The organism is Halococcus morrhuae DSM 1307 (assembly GCF_000336695.1).
In the GTDB taxonomy this organism is placed as follows: Archaea; Halobacteriota; Halobacteria; order Halobacteriales; family Halococcaceae; genus Halococcus; species Halococcus morrhuae.
On record NZ_AOMC01000074.1, the window covers coordinates 67,888 to 87,049 of the forward strand.

The 19,162-nt window shown below is 66.6% G+C and carries 16 protein-coding genes; 8 read left to right on the top strand and 8 right to left on the bottom strand.

Going from position 1 to position 19,162, the window contains the following annotated elements:
- Positions 1-40: 40 nt before the first annotated feature.
- Positions 41-1,258: a cytochrome P450 gene (locus tag C448_RS05235; protein ID WP_004052353.1), complete on the bottom strand. Its 1,218-nt coding sequence runs from the start codon at positions 1,256-1,258 to the stop codon at positions 41-43.
- Positions 1,259-1,463: 205 nt separating this feature from the next.
- Between C448_RS05235 and C448_RS05240 the strand changes: the two genes are divergently transcribed.
- From C448_RS05240 to C448_RS05260, 5 genes are all read left to right on the top strand, one after another.
- A complete protein-coding gene (locus tag C448_RS05240; protein ID WP_004052355.1) occupies positions 1,464-2,468 on the top strand; it encodes a transcription initiation factor IIB in 1,005 nt (334 codons plus the stop codon).
- A 51-nt stretch (positions 2,469-2,519) separates the two neighbouring features.
- The gene (locus C448_RS05245; RefSeq protein ID WP_004052356.1) at positions 2,520-3,209 is read left to right on the top strand and encodes a metal-dependent transcriptional regulator; all 690 of its coding nucleotides are present in this window, start codon (positions 2,520-2,522) and stop codon (positions 3,207-3,209) included.
- Between the two features lie 99 nt (positions 3,210-3,308).
- Positions 3,309-4,463: a thiamine ABC transporter substrate-binding protein gene (locus tag C448_RS05250; RefSeq protein ID WP_004052358.1), complete on the top strand. Its 1,155-nt coding sequence runs from the start codon at positions 3,309-3,311 to the stop codon at positions 4,461-4,463.
- A complete protein-coding gene (locus C448_RS05255; RefSeq protein ID WP_004052360.1) occupies positions 4,436-6,247 on the top strand; it encodes an ABC transporter permease in 1,812 nt (603 codons plus the stop codon). Before C448_RS05250 ends, C448_RS05255 begins: the two co-directional genes overlap by 28 nt.
- Entirely contained in the window at positions 6,244-7,344 is a 1,101-nt protein-coding gene (locus C448_RS05260; protein WP_004052362.1) for an ABC transporter ATP-binding protein, read from the top strand. The genes C448_RS05255 and C448_RS05260 overlap by 4 nt, the downstream gene beginning before the upstream one ends.
- 18 nt (positions 7,345-7,362) lie before the next feature.
- On the opposite strand, the gene C448_RS05265 is transcribed toward C448_RS05260, so the two are convergent.
- Positions 7,363-8,010 (bottom strand): nucleotidyltransferase family protein, encoded by a 648-nt coding sequence (locus C448_RS05265; RefSeq protein WP_004052364.1) that lies wholly within the window; start codon positions 8,008-8,010, stop codon positions 7,363-7,365.
- Positions 8,007-9,197: a molybdopterin molybdotransferase MoeA gene (locus C448_RS05270; protein WP_004052366.1), complete on the bottom strand. Its 1,191-nt coding sequence runs from the start codon at positions 9,195-9,197 to the stop codon at positions 8,007-8,009. Before C448_RS05270 ends, C448_RS05265 begins: the two co-directional genes overlap by 4 nt.
- Positions 9,198-9,296: 99 nt before the next feature.
- Here C448_RS05270 and C448_RS05275 point away from each other — a divergent pair, with 99 nt between their 5' ends.
- Together C448_RS05275 and C448_RS05280 are read left to right on the top strand one after the other, a co-directional pair.
- Complete coding sequence (locus C448_RS05275) at positions 9,297-9,974, top strand: helix-turn-helix domain-containing protein (RefSeq protein ID WP_004052368.1); 678 nt, start codon at positions 9,297-9,299, stop codon at positions 9,972-9,974.
- 49 nt (positions 9,975-10,023) lie between these two features.
- On the top strand, positions 10,024-10,638 hold the full coding sequence (locus tag C448_RS05280; protein WP_004052370.1) for a TetR/AcrR family transcriptional regulator: 615 nt from the start codon (positions 10,024-10,026) through the stop codon (positions 10,636-10,638).
- Between the two features lie 6 nt (positions 10,639-10,644).
- Here the strand turns inward: C448_RS05280 and C448_RS05285 are convergent, their stop codons facing one another.
- The 5 genes from C448_RS05285 to C448_RS05305 all read right to left on the bottom strand — a co-directional run bounded on the left by C448_RS05285 (position 10,645) and on the right by C448_RS05305 (position 17,510).
- Entirely contained in the window at positions 10,645-12,642 is a 1,998-nt protein-coding gene (locus C448_RS05285) for a PQQ-dependent sugar dehydrogenase (protein ID WP_004052373.1), read from the bottom strand.
- A 73-nt stretch (positions 12,643-12,715) separates the two neighbouring features.
- Positions 12,716-13,249 carry a hypothetical protein gene (locus tag C448_RS05290; RefSeq protein WP_004052375.1) on the bottom strand — a complete coding sequence of 178 codons (534 nt, stop codon included), beginning with the start codon at positions 13,247-13,249 and terminating at the stop codon, positions 12,716-12,718.
- Positions 13,250-13,517: 268 nt separating this feature from the next.
- Entirely contained in the window at positions 13,518-15,002 is a 1,485-nt protein-coding gene (locus C448_RS05295) for an alkaline phosphatase (RefSeq protein WP_004052377.1), read from the bottom strand.
- A gap of 133 nt (positions 15,003-15,135) precedes the next feature.
- Positions 15,136-16,176, bottom strand: coding sequence for a zinc-binding dehydrogenase (locus C448_RS05300; RefSeq protein WP_004052379.1), 1,041 nt, complete (start codon positions 16,174-16,176; stop codon positions 15,136-15,138).
- A 71-nt stretch (positions 16,177-16,247) separates the two neighbouring features.
- A complete protein-coding gene (locus C448_RS05305; RefSeq protein WP_004052381.1) occupies positions 16,248-17,510 on the bottom strand; it encodes an MgtC/SapB family protein in 1,263 nt (420 codons plus the stop codon).
- A gap of 124 nt (positions 17,511-17,634) precedes the next feature.
- Between C448_RS05305 and thiC the strand changes: the two genes are divergently transcribed.
- Positions 17,635-19,080 (top strand): phosphomethylpyrimidine synthase ThiC, encoded by a 1,446-nt coding sequence (gene thiC, locus C448_RS05310; protein ID WP_004052383.1) that lies wholly within the window; start codon positions 17,635-17,637, stop codon positions 19,078-19,080.
- The last annotated feature ends 82 nt before the right edge of the window (positions 19,081-19,162 follow it).

Sequence of the window (19,162 nt, forward strand, 5' to 3'; positions counted from 1 at the left end):
GGACGATCGACTGCCGGCGTGATGGCCGTGACAGCCCGTCTCAGCGCCCGTCGTAGCGGATCGGCAGCGACTCGACGCCGTAGATGAACGAACTCCGCGTCGGCGAGAGATCGGCGTCGGCGAGCGTCAACCCGTCGAGTGAGAGCAGTTCCGAGAGTGCAACTCGGGCTTCCAGACGAGCCAGCGGCGCGCCGAGACAGTAGTGGGTGCCGTGGCCGAAGCCGAGATGGCCCGTCGGCGCGCGGTCGACGACGAACTCGTCGGCGTTGTCGAAGGCACGCTCGTCACGGTTCGCCGAGCCGAGCCACGCCACCACGCGATCGCCTTCCTCGATCGTCGCGTCGCCGAGCGTCACGTCGCTGCGCGCGATGCGCGTCATCGCCTGGACGGGCGCGCGGTAGCGCAGCGCCTCCTCGATTGCCGGCCCGACGGCGTTCTCGTCGCCGGCGAGCTCGGAAAGGACGCCCTGATTGCCGAAACAGCGCACGGCGTTCGTGATGAGGTTCGTTGTGGTGATGTTGCCGGCGATGAGCAACAGCATGCACATCCCGAGCGCCTCCTCTTGGGGCAGTTTGCTCCCGTCGTCGAGCTCGGCGGTCGCGATCGTCGTGAGGAGGTCGTCGCGGGGCTCCTCGCGGCGCTGCTGGAGCTGATCGAGGAAATACATCGCCATCTCCTGCTGGCTCTGCTGCTGGCGCTCGGCGATCTCCTCGTCGCTCGCGGCCGCGACGAGCGAGTCCGACCACTCCTTGAACTGCGCGCGATCCTCGGCAGGCACTCCCAGCAGCTCGGCGATGACGATGACCGGGAACGGGTAGGAGATCTCCTCGACGAGATCCATCTCGCCGTCGTTCGCCGCGAGCGCGTCGTCCAGAAGCTCGCTCATCAGGTCGCGCAGGCGCGGCTCCATTTCGGCGACCGTCCGCGGGCTGAAGGCGTCGTCGACGACCGCGCGGAGATCGTCGTGACGCGGCGGATCCTGGAACAGCATCGTATCGAGGATCAGCCCCTCACCCTCGCCGCTCAGCCCCTCGAAATCGCTCGCCGTCCGCGGGTTCACCGAGAACGCCTCGTCGTCGCTGATGACGCGTTTGACGTCAGCGTGGCGGAAGACGTCCCAGGAGCCGCGCGAAGCGTCGTACCGGACTGGCGAATCGTCGCGCATCTCGCGATACCAGTCGAACGGTTCGAGCCACGCATCGGGTTCGGAGAGTGCTTCGGGAAACGCCTGCAGTCCCTGCGGGTCAGCGGAACTCATAGCTGTTAGTAGTTGCCTACTGACTATCAATCTTTCCCGTCGGCGAACGCGGCCGATTCGCGTCGCTGAGCGACGCTCTGGCGAGGTTCCTCGGCGTGGTTATCCGAGATATTTAAGTATCTCCATCCCTTACCTATGGGTGAACACCGACCCGTTGTACCGTCAGACAACCTACCCATCCGAGCACGCGCTCACCAACCCGATATTGGAAGGCACTACCCACATCCGACAGCGAGAACCGAGCGAACAGGACGAACGAGCCACCGAGGACGCCAAGACGGACGAGTCCGAGCGAGTCTGTCCCGAGTGCGGCGGCCGACTGGCCGAGGACGAAGCCCACGGCGAGACCACCTGCACGGAGTGCGGGCTCGTGGTCTCGACCGACGAGATCGACCACGGTCCCGAATGGCGCGCCTTCGACAGCGCCGAACGCGACCGCAAGAAGCGCACCGGCGCGCCCACCACCAAGATGATGCACGACAAGGGGCTGTCGAGCCAGATCGGCTGGCAGAACAAGGACGCCTACGGCAACACGCTGAGCGCACGCAAGCGCCAGCGGATGCAGCGCCTGCGCACCTGGGACGAACGCTTCCGCACGCGTGACTCCAAGGAGCGCAATCTGAAGCAGGCACTCGGCGAGATCGAGCGCATGGCCAGCGCGCTCGGCGTCCCGAAGGACGTTCGCGAGACCGCGTCGGTCATCTACCGCCGCGCGCTCTCCGAGGATCTCCTGCCCGGACGATCGATCGAGGGCGTCTCGACCGCCGCGCTGTACGCGGGCATCCGCCAGATGGGGCTGCCCCGCAGCGTCGAGGAGGTCGGGGCGGTCTCGCGGGTCGACGAGATGGAGTTCAAGCGCGCCTACCGCTACATCAACCAGGAACTCGATCTGGAGATCGGCCCGCCGAACCCGAAACAGTACGTCTCGCGGTTCGCCTCCGATCTCGACGTGAGCGAGGAGACCGAACGCCGTGCGCGTGACCTGCTCGAAACGGCCGAACGGCAAGCCGTCCACAGCGGCAAGAGCCCCGTCGGGCTGGCCGGCGCGGCGCTCTACGCCGCCGGCATCCTCACCAACCGCAAGCTCACCCAGGACGAGGTCAGCGAGGTCGCCGAGGTCAGCAACGTGACGATCCGGAACCGCTATCACGAACTGATGGAGGTCGCCGAGGAGACCGACGCCAACGGTCAGCCCGCGGCGGCCGTCTAAGACCACGCGGACGACAGCAACCGTTTAGTAGCCCGGTGGCCACGATTTCGTATGCCGAGTTCGAAGGCCGAGGACTACCTCAAAGCGATCTATCAGCTCCGTGAGGGCGAGGAGCCGGTCGCCACCTCGACCATCGCCGAGCGCCTCGACGTGACGGCCCCGACGGTGACCGCGACGATGAAGCGCCTCGAAGGCCACGGACTCGTCGATCGCGAGGAGTACAAGGGCGTCCGTCTCACCGAGGACGGCGAACTGGTCGCACTCGAAACGATCCGCCACCACCGCCTGCTCGAACTGTTTCTCGCCGAACACCTGAACTACGACTGGGCGGAGGTCCACGAGGAGGCCGATCGGCTCGAACACCACATCAGCGAGCGTCTCGAAACCGAACTCGCCGCGAGCCTCGGCGACCCCAGCGCCGATCCCCACGGCGCGCCGATCCCGACCGAGGACCTCGAACCCACCGAGGCCGACGACGAACCGCTCACCGAGTACGCGGCGGGCGAGACGCTCGTCGTCGCGCAGGTCGCCGACAGCGATCCCGAGGTGCTCTCCTATCTCGCCGACGCCGGCATCACGCCCGATACTCGCCTCACCGTCCGCGAGGTCGCACCGTTCGGGATGCTCACCGTCGCGCCGGAGGGCGAAGACGAGACCGTCTCGCTGCCGGCCGAGATCGCCGCCGAGGTGCGGGTGCGGGCCGACGACGAGCGTTCGACGGACGAACTGGCCGCCGACTGATCGCCGGCTGTCCTGAAGCCGCGTTTCCCGTTGTCATTCCGTCACGCACCGGCGACCGTGACGACAGTTTTAATTACCACTCGTCGAAACCACTCGGTAATGGATAGACGGCAGTTCCTTCGACGGTCGAGCGCAGGCGTCGCCGGGCTGGCGATGCTGGCGGGCTGTACGGGTGCGGGCGAGGGTGACAACGGCTCCGGAGCGAACGGCTCGGGAACGAACGGATCGGGCAACGGAACCACCGAGGCGGGAGCCGACAGTACGGCGACGACCGGCAGCGCGTCGTCCGGCGGCACGCTACGGGTCGCGACCTACTCGTCGTTCACCGGCGAGGACACGGCGGGCAACTGGCTCAAATCCGCCTTCGAGACGGAGCAGTCGGGGACGACCGTCGAGTTCCTCACGCCGGAGAACGGCGTCAATCAGTACGTCCAGCGGGCCAAGCAGGGCGCGCCGATCGACGCCGATATCTACCTCGGTCTGAACACGGCCGAGCTCGTCCGTGCGCGGAAGAAGCTCGACAAGCCACTCTTCCAGTCGGTCGGTGAGGATCTCGACGGTGCCGACGGGCTGAAGAAGCCGCTGCGTATCGATCCCAAGAAGCGCGCCGTGCCGTACGACACGGGTTACATCTCGCTCGTTTACAACGAAAACGAGGTCGAGGAGCCGAAGACGTTCGACTCGCTGCTCGAATCGCGTTACGAGGGGGATCTCATCACCGAAAACGCCCAGCAGTCCGATCCCGGGCGGGCGTTCTTGCTCTGGTCGATCATCGCCAAGGGCGAGGAGAACTATCTCGACTACTGGAAGCAGCTCGTCGGCAACGGCGTGACGGTGCTCTCGGACTGGGAACCGGCCTATCAGGCCTACTCGGACGGCGAAGCGCCGATGGTGGTCTCGTACTCGACCGATCAGGTCTACTACCACGGCCCCGACGTCGACATGGCGAAACACCAGCTCGGCTTCCTCAACGATCAGGGCTACGCGAACCCCGAGACGATGGCGCTGTTCGAGAGCGCGAACAACCCGCAGCTCGGCCGGACGTTCATGGAGTTCGTGCTCACCGAGACGGCTCAGTCGAAGATCGCGGTCAAGAACGTCCAGTTCCCGGCGGTGAAGGGCGTCACGCCGAGCAAGGAGTTCGATAAGTACGCGAAGGAGCCGCCAGAGACGGTGACGCACTCCTACGACGAACTCGCCGGCTCGGTCGAGTCGTGGGTCGAGGAGTGGTCGCGGCTGGTCGCGAGCGAGTGAACGTGCGGCGCTGGGGCGAGCGACTCGCCGTCCCGACCGCGTTCGTCCTCACCGTCGCGATCCTGGCGGTCGTCTTCTACTACCCCGTCCTGAGCGTGCTGCGCGAGGCGGTCGTCCGTGCCGGCTCGCTGACGGCGGCCCCGCTGGTCGACGTGCTCGGCGATCCCTTCTATACCGGCGTCGCCCACCACCTGTTCACTGCACCGCTCTCGATTCCGGCTGGCGTGCTCGACTGGATCCGAGCCGGGTTCCCGTCGGTCGAGTTCGGTCTGTTCGGCTTCACCGCTTTCCAGGCGTTCCTCTCGACGCTGGCGAGCGTCGTCGTCGGGCTGCCGGGGGCGTATCTGCTCGCGCGCTTCGAGTTCCGCGGCCGACGGACGCTCCGCTCGCTCACCATCCTCCCGTTCGTATTGCCGTCGATCATGGTGGCGGTCGGCTTCCTCGCCATGTTCGGGCAGAACGGCCTGCTCAATGATATTCTGGGCGCGCTCGGTCTCGGGCAGGTGAATCTGCTGTTCACGCTCGAAATCATCGTGCTCGCGCATGCGTTCTACAACGCGCCACTCGTGACGCGGCTCGTGACGACCGCCTGGGAGAGCGTCGATGCCCGACGCGTCGAGACGGCCCGGGCACTCGGTGCCGGCCCGTTTCGTGCCTTTCGCGACATCGTGGTGCCACAGCTGCTTCCCGCACTGCTGACCGCCGCGCTGCTCACGTTCGTCTTCACCTTCCTCTCCTTTCCGATCGTGCTCGCGCTCGGCGGGTTGCGCCTCGCCACCGTCGAGGTCTGGCTCTACGCGCGCGTCCAGGACCTCGAACTCGCCGAGGCGGCGACGCTCGGCACCATCGAGACGGTGCTCTCGCTCGCGCTCACCTATCTCTACCTCCGGTACGAGGCACGACAGACGACCACGGGCGGTGGAACGACTCTCCCGCGGCGCGCGCTCGCAGTCGGTTGGAAGACCCTTCGTGATCCGGTTCGGATCGGGCTCGCGGTCTACGGCGTCGGAGTCCTCGTCCTGTTCGTCGGTCCGCTCGTGAGCATGATCGTCGAGAGCGTCACCGGCCCGAACGGGCTGACGGGCGCGTACTACGAGTTCCTGCTCAACCAGCAGGCGACGACGGCGGCCGGCACGACGAAACCGCTGCCGGCGATCGCGAACTCGCTGGCCTTCGGCGTCGGCACGCTCGCGCTCGCGGTGCCGATGGGGATCGTCGTCTCAGTGATGGTGACCCGCGGCGGGACCGGTTCGCGGCTGGCCGAGACGCTGATGAGTGCGCCGCTGGCGGTCAGCGGCGTCGTCGTCGGTCTCGGGTTGCTCCAGACGCTCGTCTTCGGGACGACGATCGCCGGCTATCGGGTCACCGCCGGCGGCGCACTCGCCATCGTCGTCGCGCACGCGGTCGCGGCCTACCCGTTCGTGACGCGCAACGTCACCCCGGCGCTCGCCGGCATCGACTCACAGCTCGTCGATTCGGCGCGCTCGCTCGGCGCGAGTCGGTTTCGGACTCTGCTCGACGTCGAGCTTCCACTGGTTTGGACAGCGGTGCTCGCCGGCGGCGCGTTCGCCTTCGCCATCTCGATCGGCGAGTTCGATACGACGGTTTTACTCGCCGAGGGTGTCGAAAGCTACACGATGCCGGTCGCGCTCGAACGGTATATCGGCAATCGGTCGCTCGGGCCGAGTCTCGGACCAGCGACCGCGATGGGCACCGTCCTCCTCCTGGTGACGGCCGCGAGCTTCCTCGTCATCGAGCGCCTCGGCGGGCGGTGGGAGCCATGAGCGACGCCGTGCCCGAACGCGACCCCACCACGACGGACGCCGGCGTGGCGCTCGACAACATCACCGTCGAGTTCAGCGGCGTCACCGCTCTCGAAGACGTCTCGCTGTCGGTCGACGAGGGCGAGTTCTTCACGCTCGTCGGCCCGTCGGGTTGTGGGAAGACCACGACGCTCCGGGCCGTCGCAGGCTTCGAGGAACCGGCCACGGGCGAGGTCCACATCGATGGCGGGCGCGTCACCGATCTCGCACCCGAACGGCGCGATGTCGGCGTCGTCTTCCAGCACTACGCGCTGTTTCCGCACATGACGGTTCGCGAGAACGTCGCCTACGGACTCCGCTTTCGCGACCCGCCGGGCGGCGTCGCCGACGACGAGCGCGTCGACGAACTGCTCTCGCTGGTCGACATGGCGGGGATGGGCGAGCGCGAGCCGGAACAGCTCTCGGGCGGGCAACAGCAACGGATCGCGCTCGCACGGGCGCTCGCGCCCGGACCCGACGTACTCCTGCTCGACGAACCGCTGTCGGCGCTCGATGCCCGCCTCCGCGAGCGCCTCCGAGTGACGATCCGGGAGATCCAACAGGAGCTCGGGATCACCACGATCTACGTGACTCACGATCAGAGCGAGGCGCTCGCCATCAGCGATCGCGTCGCCGTCGTCAGTGGGGGACGCATCGAACAGGTCGCCCCGCCCGAAACCGTCTATCGGGAGCCCCAGTCCCGGTTCGTCGCGGAGTTCGTCGGCGAGAACAACCTCTTCGACGGCGAGGTGACAGCGACGGCCCCACCGCGTGCGACCGTCGACGGCGTCGAGATCGCGCTCCCCGAGAGCGCCGCGGTCGACACCGGCGATTCCGTGGCGCTCTGTGTACGGCCCGAGGTACTCTCGCTCGGCGAGAACGATACGGCCTCGAACGCAACGACGCTAACGGCGACCGTCGAGCACCGCGAGTTTCTCGGCGATGCCTACCGAGTTCACTGCTCGTGGAACGGACGATCGCTGCTCGTCAAGACCGATAGCCGGGAGCCGCCCGAGGGGACCGTGACGCTGACCGTCGATACGGACGACATCCATCTGTTGTCGGATAGCGGACGCTGAGTCGCCCGAATCGTCCATTTACCGGACGCGTTCGAGATCGTCCTGCGTGTCGATATCCATGACGACGCCCGCGTCGTCGGTATCGAGCAGCACGCCGTCATCGAGCAGAACATCTTTACCGCCGACGTCGCCGTCGACCGCACACAGCGCGTCGAAATGATCGGCCCCGAACAGTACTGGATTGCCGCGCTGTCCCTCGTAGGCGGCAGCCGCGGCATCGGCGACGCCACCGGCGAAACAATCGACGAGCAGGTCGACGGTCGCACTCTCGACGAACGGCATGTCGCCGGGGAGGAAGATCGCGGCGTCCGCATCGCCGTCGGCGGCCGCACGCGCGCCACGCTCGACGGAGGTCGAGAGTCCGTGCTCGTAGGCGTCGTTTGCGACGAACGCGACGTCGAAGTCGGCGAGCACTTCCTGAACGGCGCTCGACTGGTGGCCGAGCACAGCGACGACGCGCGACACTCGCGAGTCGAGCAGCGTGCGGGCGGCGCGGCGGACGAGCGGTTTCCCGTCGATCTCGGCGAGGAGCTTGTTCCGCTCGCCGAAACGGCTGCTCCCGCCCGCGGCGAGCAGCACGCCGACGACGGTCGGATCGTGATCTGTCCGCTCTGGGAGCGGTTCGTGGACTGTCTCCACGTCGATACGACGGAGTTCCTCGTTCATGCGAGCACCCGATACGGAACGACCGCGATCGGTTGACCGGCGTCGAGCGAGCGCTCGGCGAGGACGATTCCGTCCGCGGTCGTCGTTCTCGTGTTGGCGGAGACGAGCCCCGGCGCGAACCGCTCGTCGTAGATCGGCAGCGACGAGTCGGCGTGGCCGAGCGGGATGGCCTCGTTCCCGTCGAGGACGACCGGCACCGCGTACTCGCGCTCGTCGTCGGGGATCTCGACGGTGCTCGTCAGCCCGGCGGTGATCGATGGCAGTCGCCGCTGGCCCGTGAAGAACGATCGGGCGACGAGCACGGCGGCGGTGTGGGCCGCGAGCGGTTTGCCCGGAAGTCCCACAACGAGCGCACCGTCGACGACCGCCGCCAGCACCGGCCTGCCGGGCTGGAGGCGCACGCTCTCGAACAGCGGGTCGTGGGCTTCGAGCACCGTGGCGACGTGGTCGGCGCTCCCGACGCTCGTCCCACCAGTCGTGAGAACCACGTCGTGGGTCGCGGCGGCGCTCTCGATGGCGCGGCGCACGGCCCCGGAGTCGTCGGGCACGCTCTCGCGGATCGTCGGCTCGTGGCCCCATTCCCGGACGAGCCCGGCGAGGAACTCCGAGTCGCGGTCGGGCTGGCGACCCTCGTGGATCTCGGTGCCGGTCGCCACGATGCCCACCGAGAACCGTTCGTGAACGGTCACGGACTCGATGCCGATGTCGCTCAGGAGCGCCGCATGCCGGGCGGCGAGTCGCGTGCCGGCGTCGAACAGCGTCTCGCCCGCCTGTGCCGTCCCGCCGCGCGGCGAGACGTTCGTCCCCGGGGCAAGTTGCGGTCCCGAAATCCGTTCGTCGTCGACGGTCGCGTCCTCGACTTTCAGCACGGCATCGGTCCGGGCGGGCAGCGGCGCGCCGGTAGCGATGCGGGCAGCCTCCCCCTCGTCGAGTTCCGGTGGTTCGTCCTCGGGGAACACCTCCGCGGCGACCGCCAGCGACTCGTCGTCGGTGGCGATCGCGAACCCGTCCATCGTCGCGTAGTCGTGCGGCGGTACGTCGGTTGGGGCGCGCACGTCCTCGGCGAGCGTGCGGCCGGCGAGCGCGTCGAGGGAGACGATTTCGCTGGAGCAGCTATCGAGCGCCGTGGAGCGGTGGTCGAGCAGTCGTTCGACCGCGTCCGCGCGGGCGAGATCCGTTCTGGCCATGCGCCATCGAGGAACGAACGCGGCATATTCCTTCCCCCGATCCGTGGCGCTCCGAAAGCGTGTCAGGGAATTTTTGCCGGACGGACGCGAACGCCGACCATGTCCAACGCCTGCATCGTCCGGGGAGAGATCCCGGCTGAGGAGTTCGCGCTGTACGAGGCGCTCGACGCGCTGCCCGACGTCGAGTTCGAGGTCGAACGCATCGTCCAGAGCGGCGACGAGGCGGCCATGCCGCTGATGTGGATCCGCAACGCCACGGTCGAGGCCGTCGGAGAGGCCTTCGGGGACGATCCGAGCATCGATGAACTCGAACTGCTGTCCGCGTTCGACGAGGAGCAACTCTACCGCATGCAGTGGGTCTCGGAGGTCGAGGTGGTGCTCCAGATGCTGACGAACTCGCACGCGACCATCACCGACGCCTACGGGACCGATGGTCGATGGTATCTCCGCGTGCTCTACCCCAACCGCGAATCGCTCTCGAAGACCGTCCAGTTCGCCGACGACAGCGGACTCACCTTCGACGTCACGGCCATCCGGCAGCTCGAAGGCGAGCCCGCCGGCCGCTTCGGACTCACCGAGGCGCAGTTCGAGGCGCTCGAAACCGCGCTCGAAGCGGGCTACTACCAGGTCCCGCGCGAGACCGATCAGAGCGAACTCGCCGACCAGTTGAACATCTCCCATCAGGCGCTCTCCGAGCGGCTCCGGCGGGCAACGGGTGCGCTCATCGAGGACGCGCTGTTGGTCGGTGCGGTGGAGGCACGGCAGGACGGCTCATGACGTACACGAGCGACAGGATATAACCGTCCGCCGCCGAATAGTCAGTCAAATGAGTTCGTCAGAGGGTGGATCGGAGCCGACCGACACCCGCGAGGAGATCATGGAGGCGACCTACCGTGCGCTCTGCGAGCACGGCTACGCCAATCTCACGATGCAGGCGATCGCCGACGAGTTCGAGAAGACCAAGGCCGTTCTGCACTACCACTACGACACGAAAAACGAGCTGCTCGCGGCCTTTCTGGAGCATCTCCTCGACCGATTCACGAGCCGCCTCGACGTCGATAGCGACGATCCGAACGCACGCCTCGACGCCCTCGTCGACGAACTGCTGCTCGGGCTCGACGACGAAAGCGGCGAGGATCGCGAGTTCCACACGGCACTGCTCGAACTGCGCGCGCAGGCACCGCACAACGCCGCCTTCCGCGAACAGCTCGCGGCGAACTACGATCTCCTGCTCGACATGCTCACGACCATCATCGACGACGGCATCGAACAGGGCGTCTTTCACGACGTCGATGCCGAGCGGCTGTCGGCGCTGATCATGGCGACGATGCTCGGCGGGCGTGTCCACCAGATCACCCTCGACCGCGAGGCGATCGCCCTCGACGTGCGCGAGGTGCTCGAAGACGAGATCCTCGCCGATCTCCGCAGCGAAGCTGAATAACCGCTTTCAGCGCCGGAGACGGCGCGCGGCGAGACCGCCGATGCCGGCGAGCGCGGCGAGCACGCCGAAGCCCGCCCCGTCGCCGCTCGTCTCGGTTCCGCTCGCGTTGCCCGACCCATCCGTAGCGCCCGATCCGCTCGCCGTACCGTTTCCAGCCGCCGACCGAACGCCCGCCGTCGCGTTCGCGTCGGTATCGGTCGCGTCGGTGCCCAGTGCGGTCGTGGTGGAGCCCGTTGCGTTCGCGGTCGCGTTCGTCCCGTCCGGGGTCGTTGCGGTGCCCGTCGCTTCGGTCGCCGTGATCCGGTTCACCGCACCGCCGAGCTCGCCGGCGGAGGTCAGCGCGAACAGTTCGCCGTCGGCATCGCGGGCGATGGCGATGAGATAGCCCTCGACTGCGCCGCCCTCTGCGCCCTCGACTTGAAGCCGTTCGAGATCCCAGAGCCCGTCTTCGGTGGGGGTGGCCGCGAACAGCGACGAGCGTGGGTCGCCCTCCTTGCTGTAGTCGCCGAAGACGTATTTCCCGTCGAGGGCGTCGATCGAGCCGTCGTAGAGATAGCCACCGATGACCGAGATGCCGATGGTCTCACCGTTGCGGGCGTGGGGGTACTCGATGACGGGATCGCGGAGCGGTTCGCCGCCCCGGACATCCGGCGGCGTTCGGCTCGGGCAGTTCTTCGGCATGTCGCTCAGGCTCTCGGTGCCGTAGCAGTGGGTACCTTCGCGGACGTTCCAGCCGTAGTTGCCGCCCTTCACGACGCGGTCGATCTCCTCGTAGCGGTTCTGGCCGACGTCGGCGACGTAGAGCTCGCCGTCGTTGAAGCTCATCCGCCAGGGGTTGCGAAAGCCCCAGGCGTACTGTTCGTCCAGACCCTCTTTGCCGACGAGCGGGTTGTCGTCGGGGATCGCGTAGGGGTTCTCTCCACCCTGGCTGTCGACGTCGAGACGCAGGATCGATCCCCGGAGATTCTCGGTGACGTCCTGACCGTTGCCGCCGCGATTGCGATCGTACCAGTCGCTGGCGTGGCCGGGGCCCGTATCCCGTGGGCCGCCGCCGTCGCCGTAGGAGGTGTAGAGATAGCCATCGGGACCGAACGCGACCGCGCCGCCGTTGTGGACCTTGCGGGGTTCGTGGACTTCGAGCAGCACTCGCTCGGAGTCGGGACGCGCACTCGTGCCGTCCTCGTTGGCCTCGAACTCCGAGAGGACCTCCGTGTGTGAGAACTCGTCGGGTGCGTCGTCGGCGGGCGGGGCGCTGTAGCGCACGTAGAAGCGCCGGTTCTGCTCGTAGTCGGGATGTGGCGCGAGTCCGAGAAAGCCACGCTCGCCGGTGATCTCGGCGAGGCGATCGCGCAGATCGAGAAACGGCTCGTCGCGCAACTGATCGCCCTCGTTGAGCTGGGCGATCCCGTAGAGATCGACGACGACTCGCTGGTCGTCGCCCGGCAGCAGCGCCATATCAGTCGGTACCTGGAAGCCGCCGACGAGCCGTTCGAGGCCGATCGTCGGCCCGGTCGGGACGGCCTGCTCGGTGGTCGTGGCGTCCGTCGTGGCCGACGAGCCGGAGCCGAAGCGCACGCTCCCGCGCATCGACGACCGGTGTGGCTCGCAGATGTATTCGGCCATCTCCTCGCGAGCGGTAAATTCGATCGTCTGGGTCGCGCCCTGCTCGCTCATCACCTCGGTACGCTTCAGGACGTCGTCGTTCTCGTCGATCAGCGCGATGTTGTGACCCATCCCGTCGAGATTCGTCCACGTGATGCGGTAGTCGACGCCGGCTTCGAGGGCGAGCGTGGGATTTTCTTCACCAGCGATCGACTCGGGCGTGCGACCCTGCCAGCCGGCGATCTTCCCGCCGAGTTCGATCGTGCGACTGCTCTGTGCGCGCCCGCGCCCGGCGGTGGCGACGCCCGCGAGCGCGCCGGCCGCCGTCAGCCCGAGAAATCGCCGTCGGCCGACGGTTCGTGCCGTCGAGTGTCCGTCCTGTGTGTGCTGTATCGGGTTCACGTGAGCGTTCGGTCGGAGGGAACGGCGCTCGGGACAAAATCGTGACGACTTGCCGGTCATCGAGACAGCGTGATTACTGGCGAGCTGATCTCGATCCCCATAGATAGATGACAGCCCGAGCAGATGTGTAGCCAGCAATGCTGCCGACTCCCACCGCCAGAAACACGATAACGAACACTATCGCTGCAAACGCAAATCCGACAAGCAAGGCCAACAAGATAAGGCCCATTGCCGCTATTACGACCAGAGGAGTCTCGATTGGGCCGCTAACTGTAATTACGAGTGCCATCCCGACGGCAGCAATCACGTAAGTGGCAAACGCCATCAACAGTGGGATACCATTGATCCCGCCGACGATCACAACGTCGTCCCATGTAGAATCCAGCCCCCACTGCCGAGCACAAACGATTCCGCCGAACGTGATCAACCACGACGGCATTGTCAGAACTAGCATGTGGTATCCGAGCGACCTGCCCATCGCACTCGTAACAATGCGAGTGAGGTCAGTAAAGTCACCCGTGGCTAACGGGAGAACGATGTATCCGAGAAACCCAGAGAGGGCGACAATGCCACCACAAACGAGATTTATCTTCACATCCCGATCCATTTTGCGCTCAGTTAGTGACATTCGATGTACTTGTACGTTCGTCCCATCCAATCGCGCTCCTGACTCACTACTCACGTCAACTTGTATCAGTGATGATCGCTTTTGATGGTAGATATCTCAGTAGCCAAGCAAGCAGTGTTTTGCATCGCAGATCTGCTATCGGCGAAAATCGGTCGTCACTTCTTAGCTGTGATACACTTCCTACGTATCACACCGGTCTCGCCAATTCCGATCGTTTCAACAGAGCCACGGAAAGGAAGAGTGTGGCTCAGTCGCCGTTCAGCCGCTTTCGGATCGCGTCGGCGATGTCCGTGTTGTCGACGGTGCCGTCGAAGAACTCGGCGTTCGGGCCGGTGGCGAAGGTCGGGACGTTCTCGGCGGTGTGGCCGGTCGACGTCCAGCCGATCCGTATCCGCTCGTTGAGGATCTCCGCGACCGGTGTGTTGTACGCACGCAGTTCGTCGAGTTCGGTGTCGAGCAGTTCGACACCCATCTGCTCGGCCATGATCGAGGCGACCTCCTCACGCGATTCGGCCTCCTCGATCTGCGGGACGACCGTGGCCGTGCTCGCGTTCATCCCGTCGAGTACGTCGAAGTTCACGTCGTACGGACCACCGGATCCGAGCGAGAGACCGCCCGTCTCGTGGTCGGCGGTCGTGATGACTGACGTCTCGCCGTGGGAGTCCTCGGCGTAATCGAGCAGTCGGCCGATCACGTCGTCGGCTTCGAGCTGTTCGTGGGCGACGACCGGGTAGTTCGAGTGGCTCGCGTGGTCGATGCGGCCGGATTCGACCAGCAGGAAGAAGCCCTTTCGCCCGCCCCGGGCTTCGAGCAGTTCGATCGCCGTCTCGGCCATCGCGCCGAGACCGGGCTGCGTCGAGTCATCGTTATCCTGCCGATCAAGCGTGTAGCTCAGGTGGTCGGACTCGCTGAACAGGCCGAGTGCTGGCGCGCTGTCGAGCGAGTCGAGTTCGCTCGCGGTCGTGACGTAGTTGTAGCCGTTGCGTTTGGCCTCGGCGACCAGATTCGCGCTGTCGCTCTCGCGGCCATCGGGCAGGAAGTACGAGCGCGCGCCGCCGAAGAGCACGTCGACGCCGCTGTCACGGACGTACTGTTTGGCGATCTTCTCCTCCTCGTCGCGGGACGGAACGTGGCTGGCGAACGATGCCGGCGTCGCGTGCGTCATCCGCGCCGTCGTCACCAGCCCGACGGCGTAGCCCATATCGCGGGCTTGCTCCAGTACAGTCTGCTTGGGGACGAACTCGCCCGCGTCGTTCTTCACGCCGGCGATCGCACCATTGTAGCTCTTGTGGCCTGTCGACATCGCGGTCGCCGTCGCCGCCGAATCGGCGACGAACTCCTCGGGATCGTCCGGATACGTCATCGCCGAGCCGTGCGCGTCGTGGCGATCGACGTTGTAGGTCACGTCGGCAGCATTCAGCGGGAACTTCTCCGAGTTCTTCCGATAGGCCTTCAGATATCGGCCCAGATCGAGCTGTGCGCGACCCTGTCCGTCGCCGACGAACAGAATGACGTTCGTCGGTCCGTCGTCGCCCCCGCCATCGTCGTCCTCGTCCTCGTCCGCGTCGTCGGTGTCGTTCGCGTTCGCTTGGTCGGTCCCCTGGAATCCGAGCGCTGCCATGCCGGCCGCCGCGCTCGATCCCTTGAGGAACGTTCGGCGCGTCGTGTTCGGGCCGTCATCTGCATCGTTGTCGGTGCCACTCGCCCGTTCCGTCGATGGTCTCTCCGACATCGGACAAATCCCCACCCACCTGCATCATAAAACTTGTTACATGTGTCAGAATTCCACATGGTGTTATGTGTCATGTAAACATTCAACATGGGGGCCGCTCGGATGGCACCGATCCACGCGAACCGCGTTCCGATCAGCGCTCGCTGTCGGGGATCACGACGACCTTGCCGAACCCCTCGCGTTCTTCGAGCATCTCGTGGGCACGAGTGGCCTCGCTCATCGGCAGCGTCTCGCGGATCCGGGGCTCGAAGGTGCCGTCCCAGACCAGCGAGAGCACATCGTCGACCTCGCCGAGGGTGGCCATCGTCGATCCCAGGATGTCGATCTGCTTCCAGAAGACGCGGTTGATGTTCGTCTCGGCCTTCGGGCCGGTGGTCGCCCCACAGGTGACGAGCCGACCGCCCTTGGCGAGACATTTCGTCGAGTCGTCCCACGTCTCCGGACCGACGTAGTCGACGACGACGTCGACGCCGCGCCCGTCCGTGAGCTCGCGCATCTCGCTTGCGAAATCGTTCTCGGCGTAGTTGATCGTGTGATCGGCCCCACACTCCTCGGCGTATTCCAGTTTCTCGTCGGTGCTCGCGGTCGCGTAGACCTCCGCGCCGGCGTAGTCGGCGATCTGGACCGCCGCCTGGCCCACTCCCCCGGAGGCACCGAGAATCAGAATGGATTCGCCGGCCTCGATGTCGGCGCGGGTCATCAGCATGCGCCACGCGGTCTGGAAGGTCAGCGGCGCGGCCGCCGCCGTCACCCAGTCCACGTCGTCGGGAACGTGGACGAGGTTCGAGGCAGGGACGGCCGCCCGTTCTGCGTGTACCCCACGGACGTGCTCGCCGATGAGGTGGTAGCTCTCACAGAGCGAGTGTTCGCCGTGGCGGCAGAACTCGCACTCGCCACAGGAGACGCCGGCGGTGACGGCCACGCGATCGCCGACCTCGACGCGCGTGACGTCTTCTCCAATGTCGGTGACGACACCGGCGGCGTCGCTGCCGGGGATATGTGGCATCTCGAGATCGACGCCCGGCAGTCCGCGGCGCGTGAAGACGTCGAGGTGGTTCAACGCACCGGCCTTCACGTCGACGAGGGCTTCGTCCTTCCCTGGTTCGGGGTCGGGGAAGTCGCCGTACTCGATGACGTCACGGTCGCCGTGCTCGGTGAACTGGACTGCCTGCATGTCACCGGATGACAGCGACGCGCGCATAGCGGTTTCGGTCGTTGATGACAGATCGTTCAGTTCGGCGTCGCTCACAGCGTCACGAGAACCGCCGCCGCGAGCGAACCGGCTAGGAGAACGGCGCTCCAGAGCGCGACACGGGAGGCGAACGACCGACTCGGTCCGGCGGCGGTCAGCGCGGCCTTGACGACGATGCTCGACGCGGTGGCGAGCAGGACGGCGATGACGGCCGTCTCGCCGGCCAGACTGCCCGTGCGATAGAGCGAGACAGTCGAGGCGGTCGCGCCCGCACTGGAGACGAGCCCCGAGAGGACGGCGGTCACGTAGAAGCCCACCTCGCCGAACTCCGACTGGGCGATGCCGCCGGCCAGAATGATGACGGCGAACATCGCACCGAAGGCGAGCACGTTGCGCAGCGAGAACGGGCTGTCGAGCTCCATCTCCACCGGTGTGTTCCAGTCGGCGGTGACAGCGGCGATGGCGACGCTGCCGACGACGACCACGACGAGCGGCACGAGCGCGCCCACGAGCACGTCGGGGAGAGTGAACGCGAGCACGATGGCGAGATTGCGCAGCGCCATCGCGGCGTCGGCGAGCAGGACGGCCGCCACCGCATACGAGGTCGCCGAGGGATGCTGGCGCACCGAATCGAGCATCGTGCCCACGACCGCCGTCGAGGAGGCCAGCCCGCCGAAAAACCCCGTGACGGCGATGCCTCGGCCGCCGTACGTCCGCACGATGGCGTAGTTAACGATGCCGATGGCGGCGACCGCGACCACCATCAGCCAGACGACGCGCGGTTCGAGTTCGACCGCCAGCGGGCCGGAGCCGAGCGTGACGTCGCCGGTCGGGAGCAGCGGGTAGATGACGAACGCGAGGATGGCGAACTCGGTCGTCGAGCGGAGCTCCTCGCGCGAGAGCGCGCCGGCGAACGTGTGGAGTTCGCGCTTGAGCACGAGCAGCAGCGAGGAGAGAACGGCGACAGTAACGCTCTCGATGACGAACCCGGCGGCGGTCAGCGCGCCGACGCCGTAGGCGACCAGCATCGACACCGAAGTGGTGAGCGAGAGGCCGAGGTCCTCGTCACGCAGCCCCTGGATCGCCAGAACCGTGCCCTGGACGATGACGAGCACGCCGCCGACCGCCAGCAGTCCGTCGCGCCCGAGCGTGGTGAAGACGGCCCCGAGCAGGCTGATGAGCGAGAACGTCCGAACGCCGGCGGGCTTGTCCGACCACTCGCGTTCGAGCCCCAGAAACAGCCCGAGCGCGCCCGCGAGCGCGATCCTCGCGACGGGGCTGTCGAGCGGGACGGCCAGCTGGACGACGGGGCTCACGCTTCGGGGTTCTCCCGCTGACATATAAACGTCCGTCGTCCTCGCCCGGGTAGTGTGTCCGACCATCGCGGACCGTTGCCGGCGGTCGCCAACTTTATAATTAGGTAGTATAACTAGATTGTCGATGGCGAAGACACAGCTCCAGTCCGCCCGCGAGGGTATCGTCACGCCGGCGATCGAGCGCGTCGCCGAGCGCGAGAACCGCGACTCCGAGTTCGTCCGCGAGCAGGTCGCCGCGGGAGAGGCGGTGATTCCCGCGAACCACGCTCACGAGGGGCTCGACCCGATGATCATCGGTCGCGAGTTCGCCACGAAGGTCAACGCCAACATCGGCAACAGCGAGACCACGAGCGACCGGACCGAGGAGCTCCGCAAGCTCCACGCGGCGGTCCACTACGGCGCGGATACCGTGATGGATCTGAGTACCGGCGACGAACTCGACACGATCCGCGAGGCGAACGTCGAGCACTCGCCCGTGCCGATCGGGACGGTTCCGATCTACGAGGCGGTCAAGCGCGCGGCAAGTCCCGAGGAGATCACCCACGAGCTCCTGCTCGATGTGATCGAAAAGCAGGCCGAACAGGGCGTCGACTACATGACGATCCACGCCGGCGTCCTGATGGAACACCTCCCGCTGACCGACGGCCGGGTGACGGGGATCGTCTCGCGCGGCGGCTCGATTCTCGCCCAGTGGATGGAGGAGAACGCGATGCAGAACCCCCTCTACACCGAGTTCGAGGCGATCTGCGAGATCTTCGCCGAACACGACGTTACCTTCAGTCTCGGCGATGGGCTTCGGCCGGGCAGTCTCGCGGACGCGAGCGACGAGGCTCAGTTCGCCGAGTTGGACACGCTCGGCGAGCTCACTCGAACCGCGTGGGATCACGGCGTCCAGGTGATGGTCGAGGGACCGGGCCACGTGCCGATGGATCAGATCAGGGGTAACGTCGAGCGCCAGCAGGAGGTCTGTGACGGCGCGCCGTTCTACGTGCTCGGGCCGCTCGTGACCGACGTCGCGCCGGGCTACGACCATATCACGAGCGCGATCGGGGCGACCGAGGCTGCCCGCGCGGGCGCGGCGATGCTCTGCTACGTCACACCCAAGGAGCACCTCGGGCTACCCGACGCCGAGGACGTCCGTGAGGGGCTCGCGGCCTACCGGATCGCGGCCCACGCCGGCGACGTGGCCAACGGGCTGCCCGGTGCACGCGACTGGGACGACGCGCTCTCGCAGGCCAGATACGATTTCGACTGGCGCGAGCAGTTCGATCTCGCGCTCGATCCCGATCGCGCCCGGGACTCACACGACCAGACGTTGCCGGGTGACAACTACAAGGAGGCACGCTTCTGCTCGATGTGTGGCGTCGAGTTCTGCTCGATGCGGATCGACCAGGACGCCCGCGACGCCGACGGCGAGATGGACGCGCTCGATACGGGTGTCGATCTCGATGCCTCGCCGGCCGCGGCGGTCAACCTCCCGCCAGTAGGTACCCACGACACGAGCGCCATCCCCGAACTGCCCGAGATCGACGCGGCGGCCCACGGCGAGGGCGAACCCGCCGACGACTGACCTCCCCTCTACCTCTTTCTCGTTCCATTCTTGCGGTGTGTGGACTGTCTGTTCACGGTGGGGTTCGGGCACTTCGGCGGGG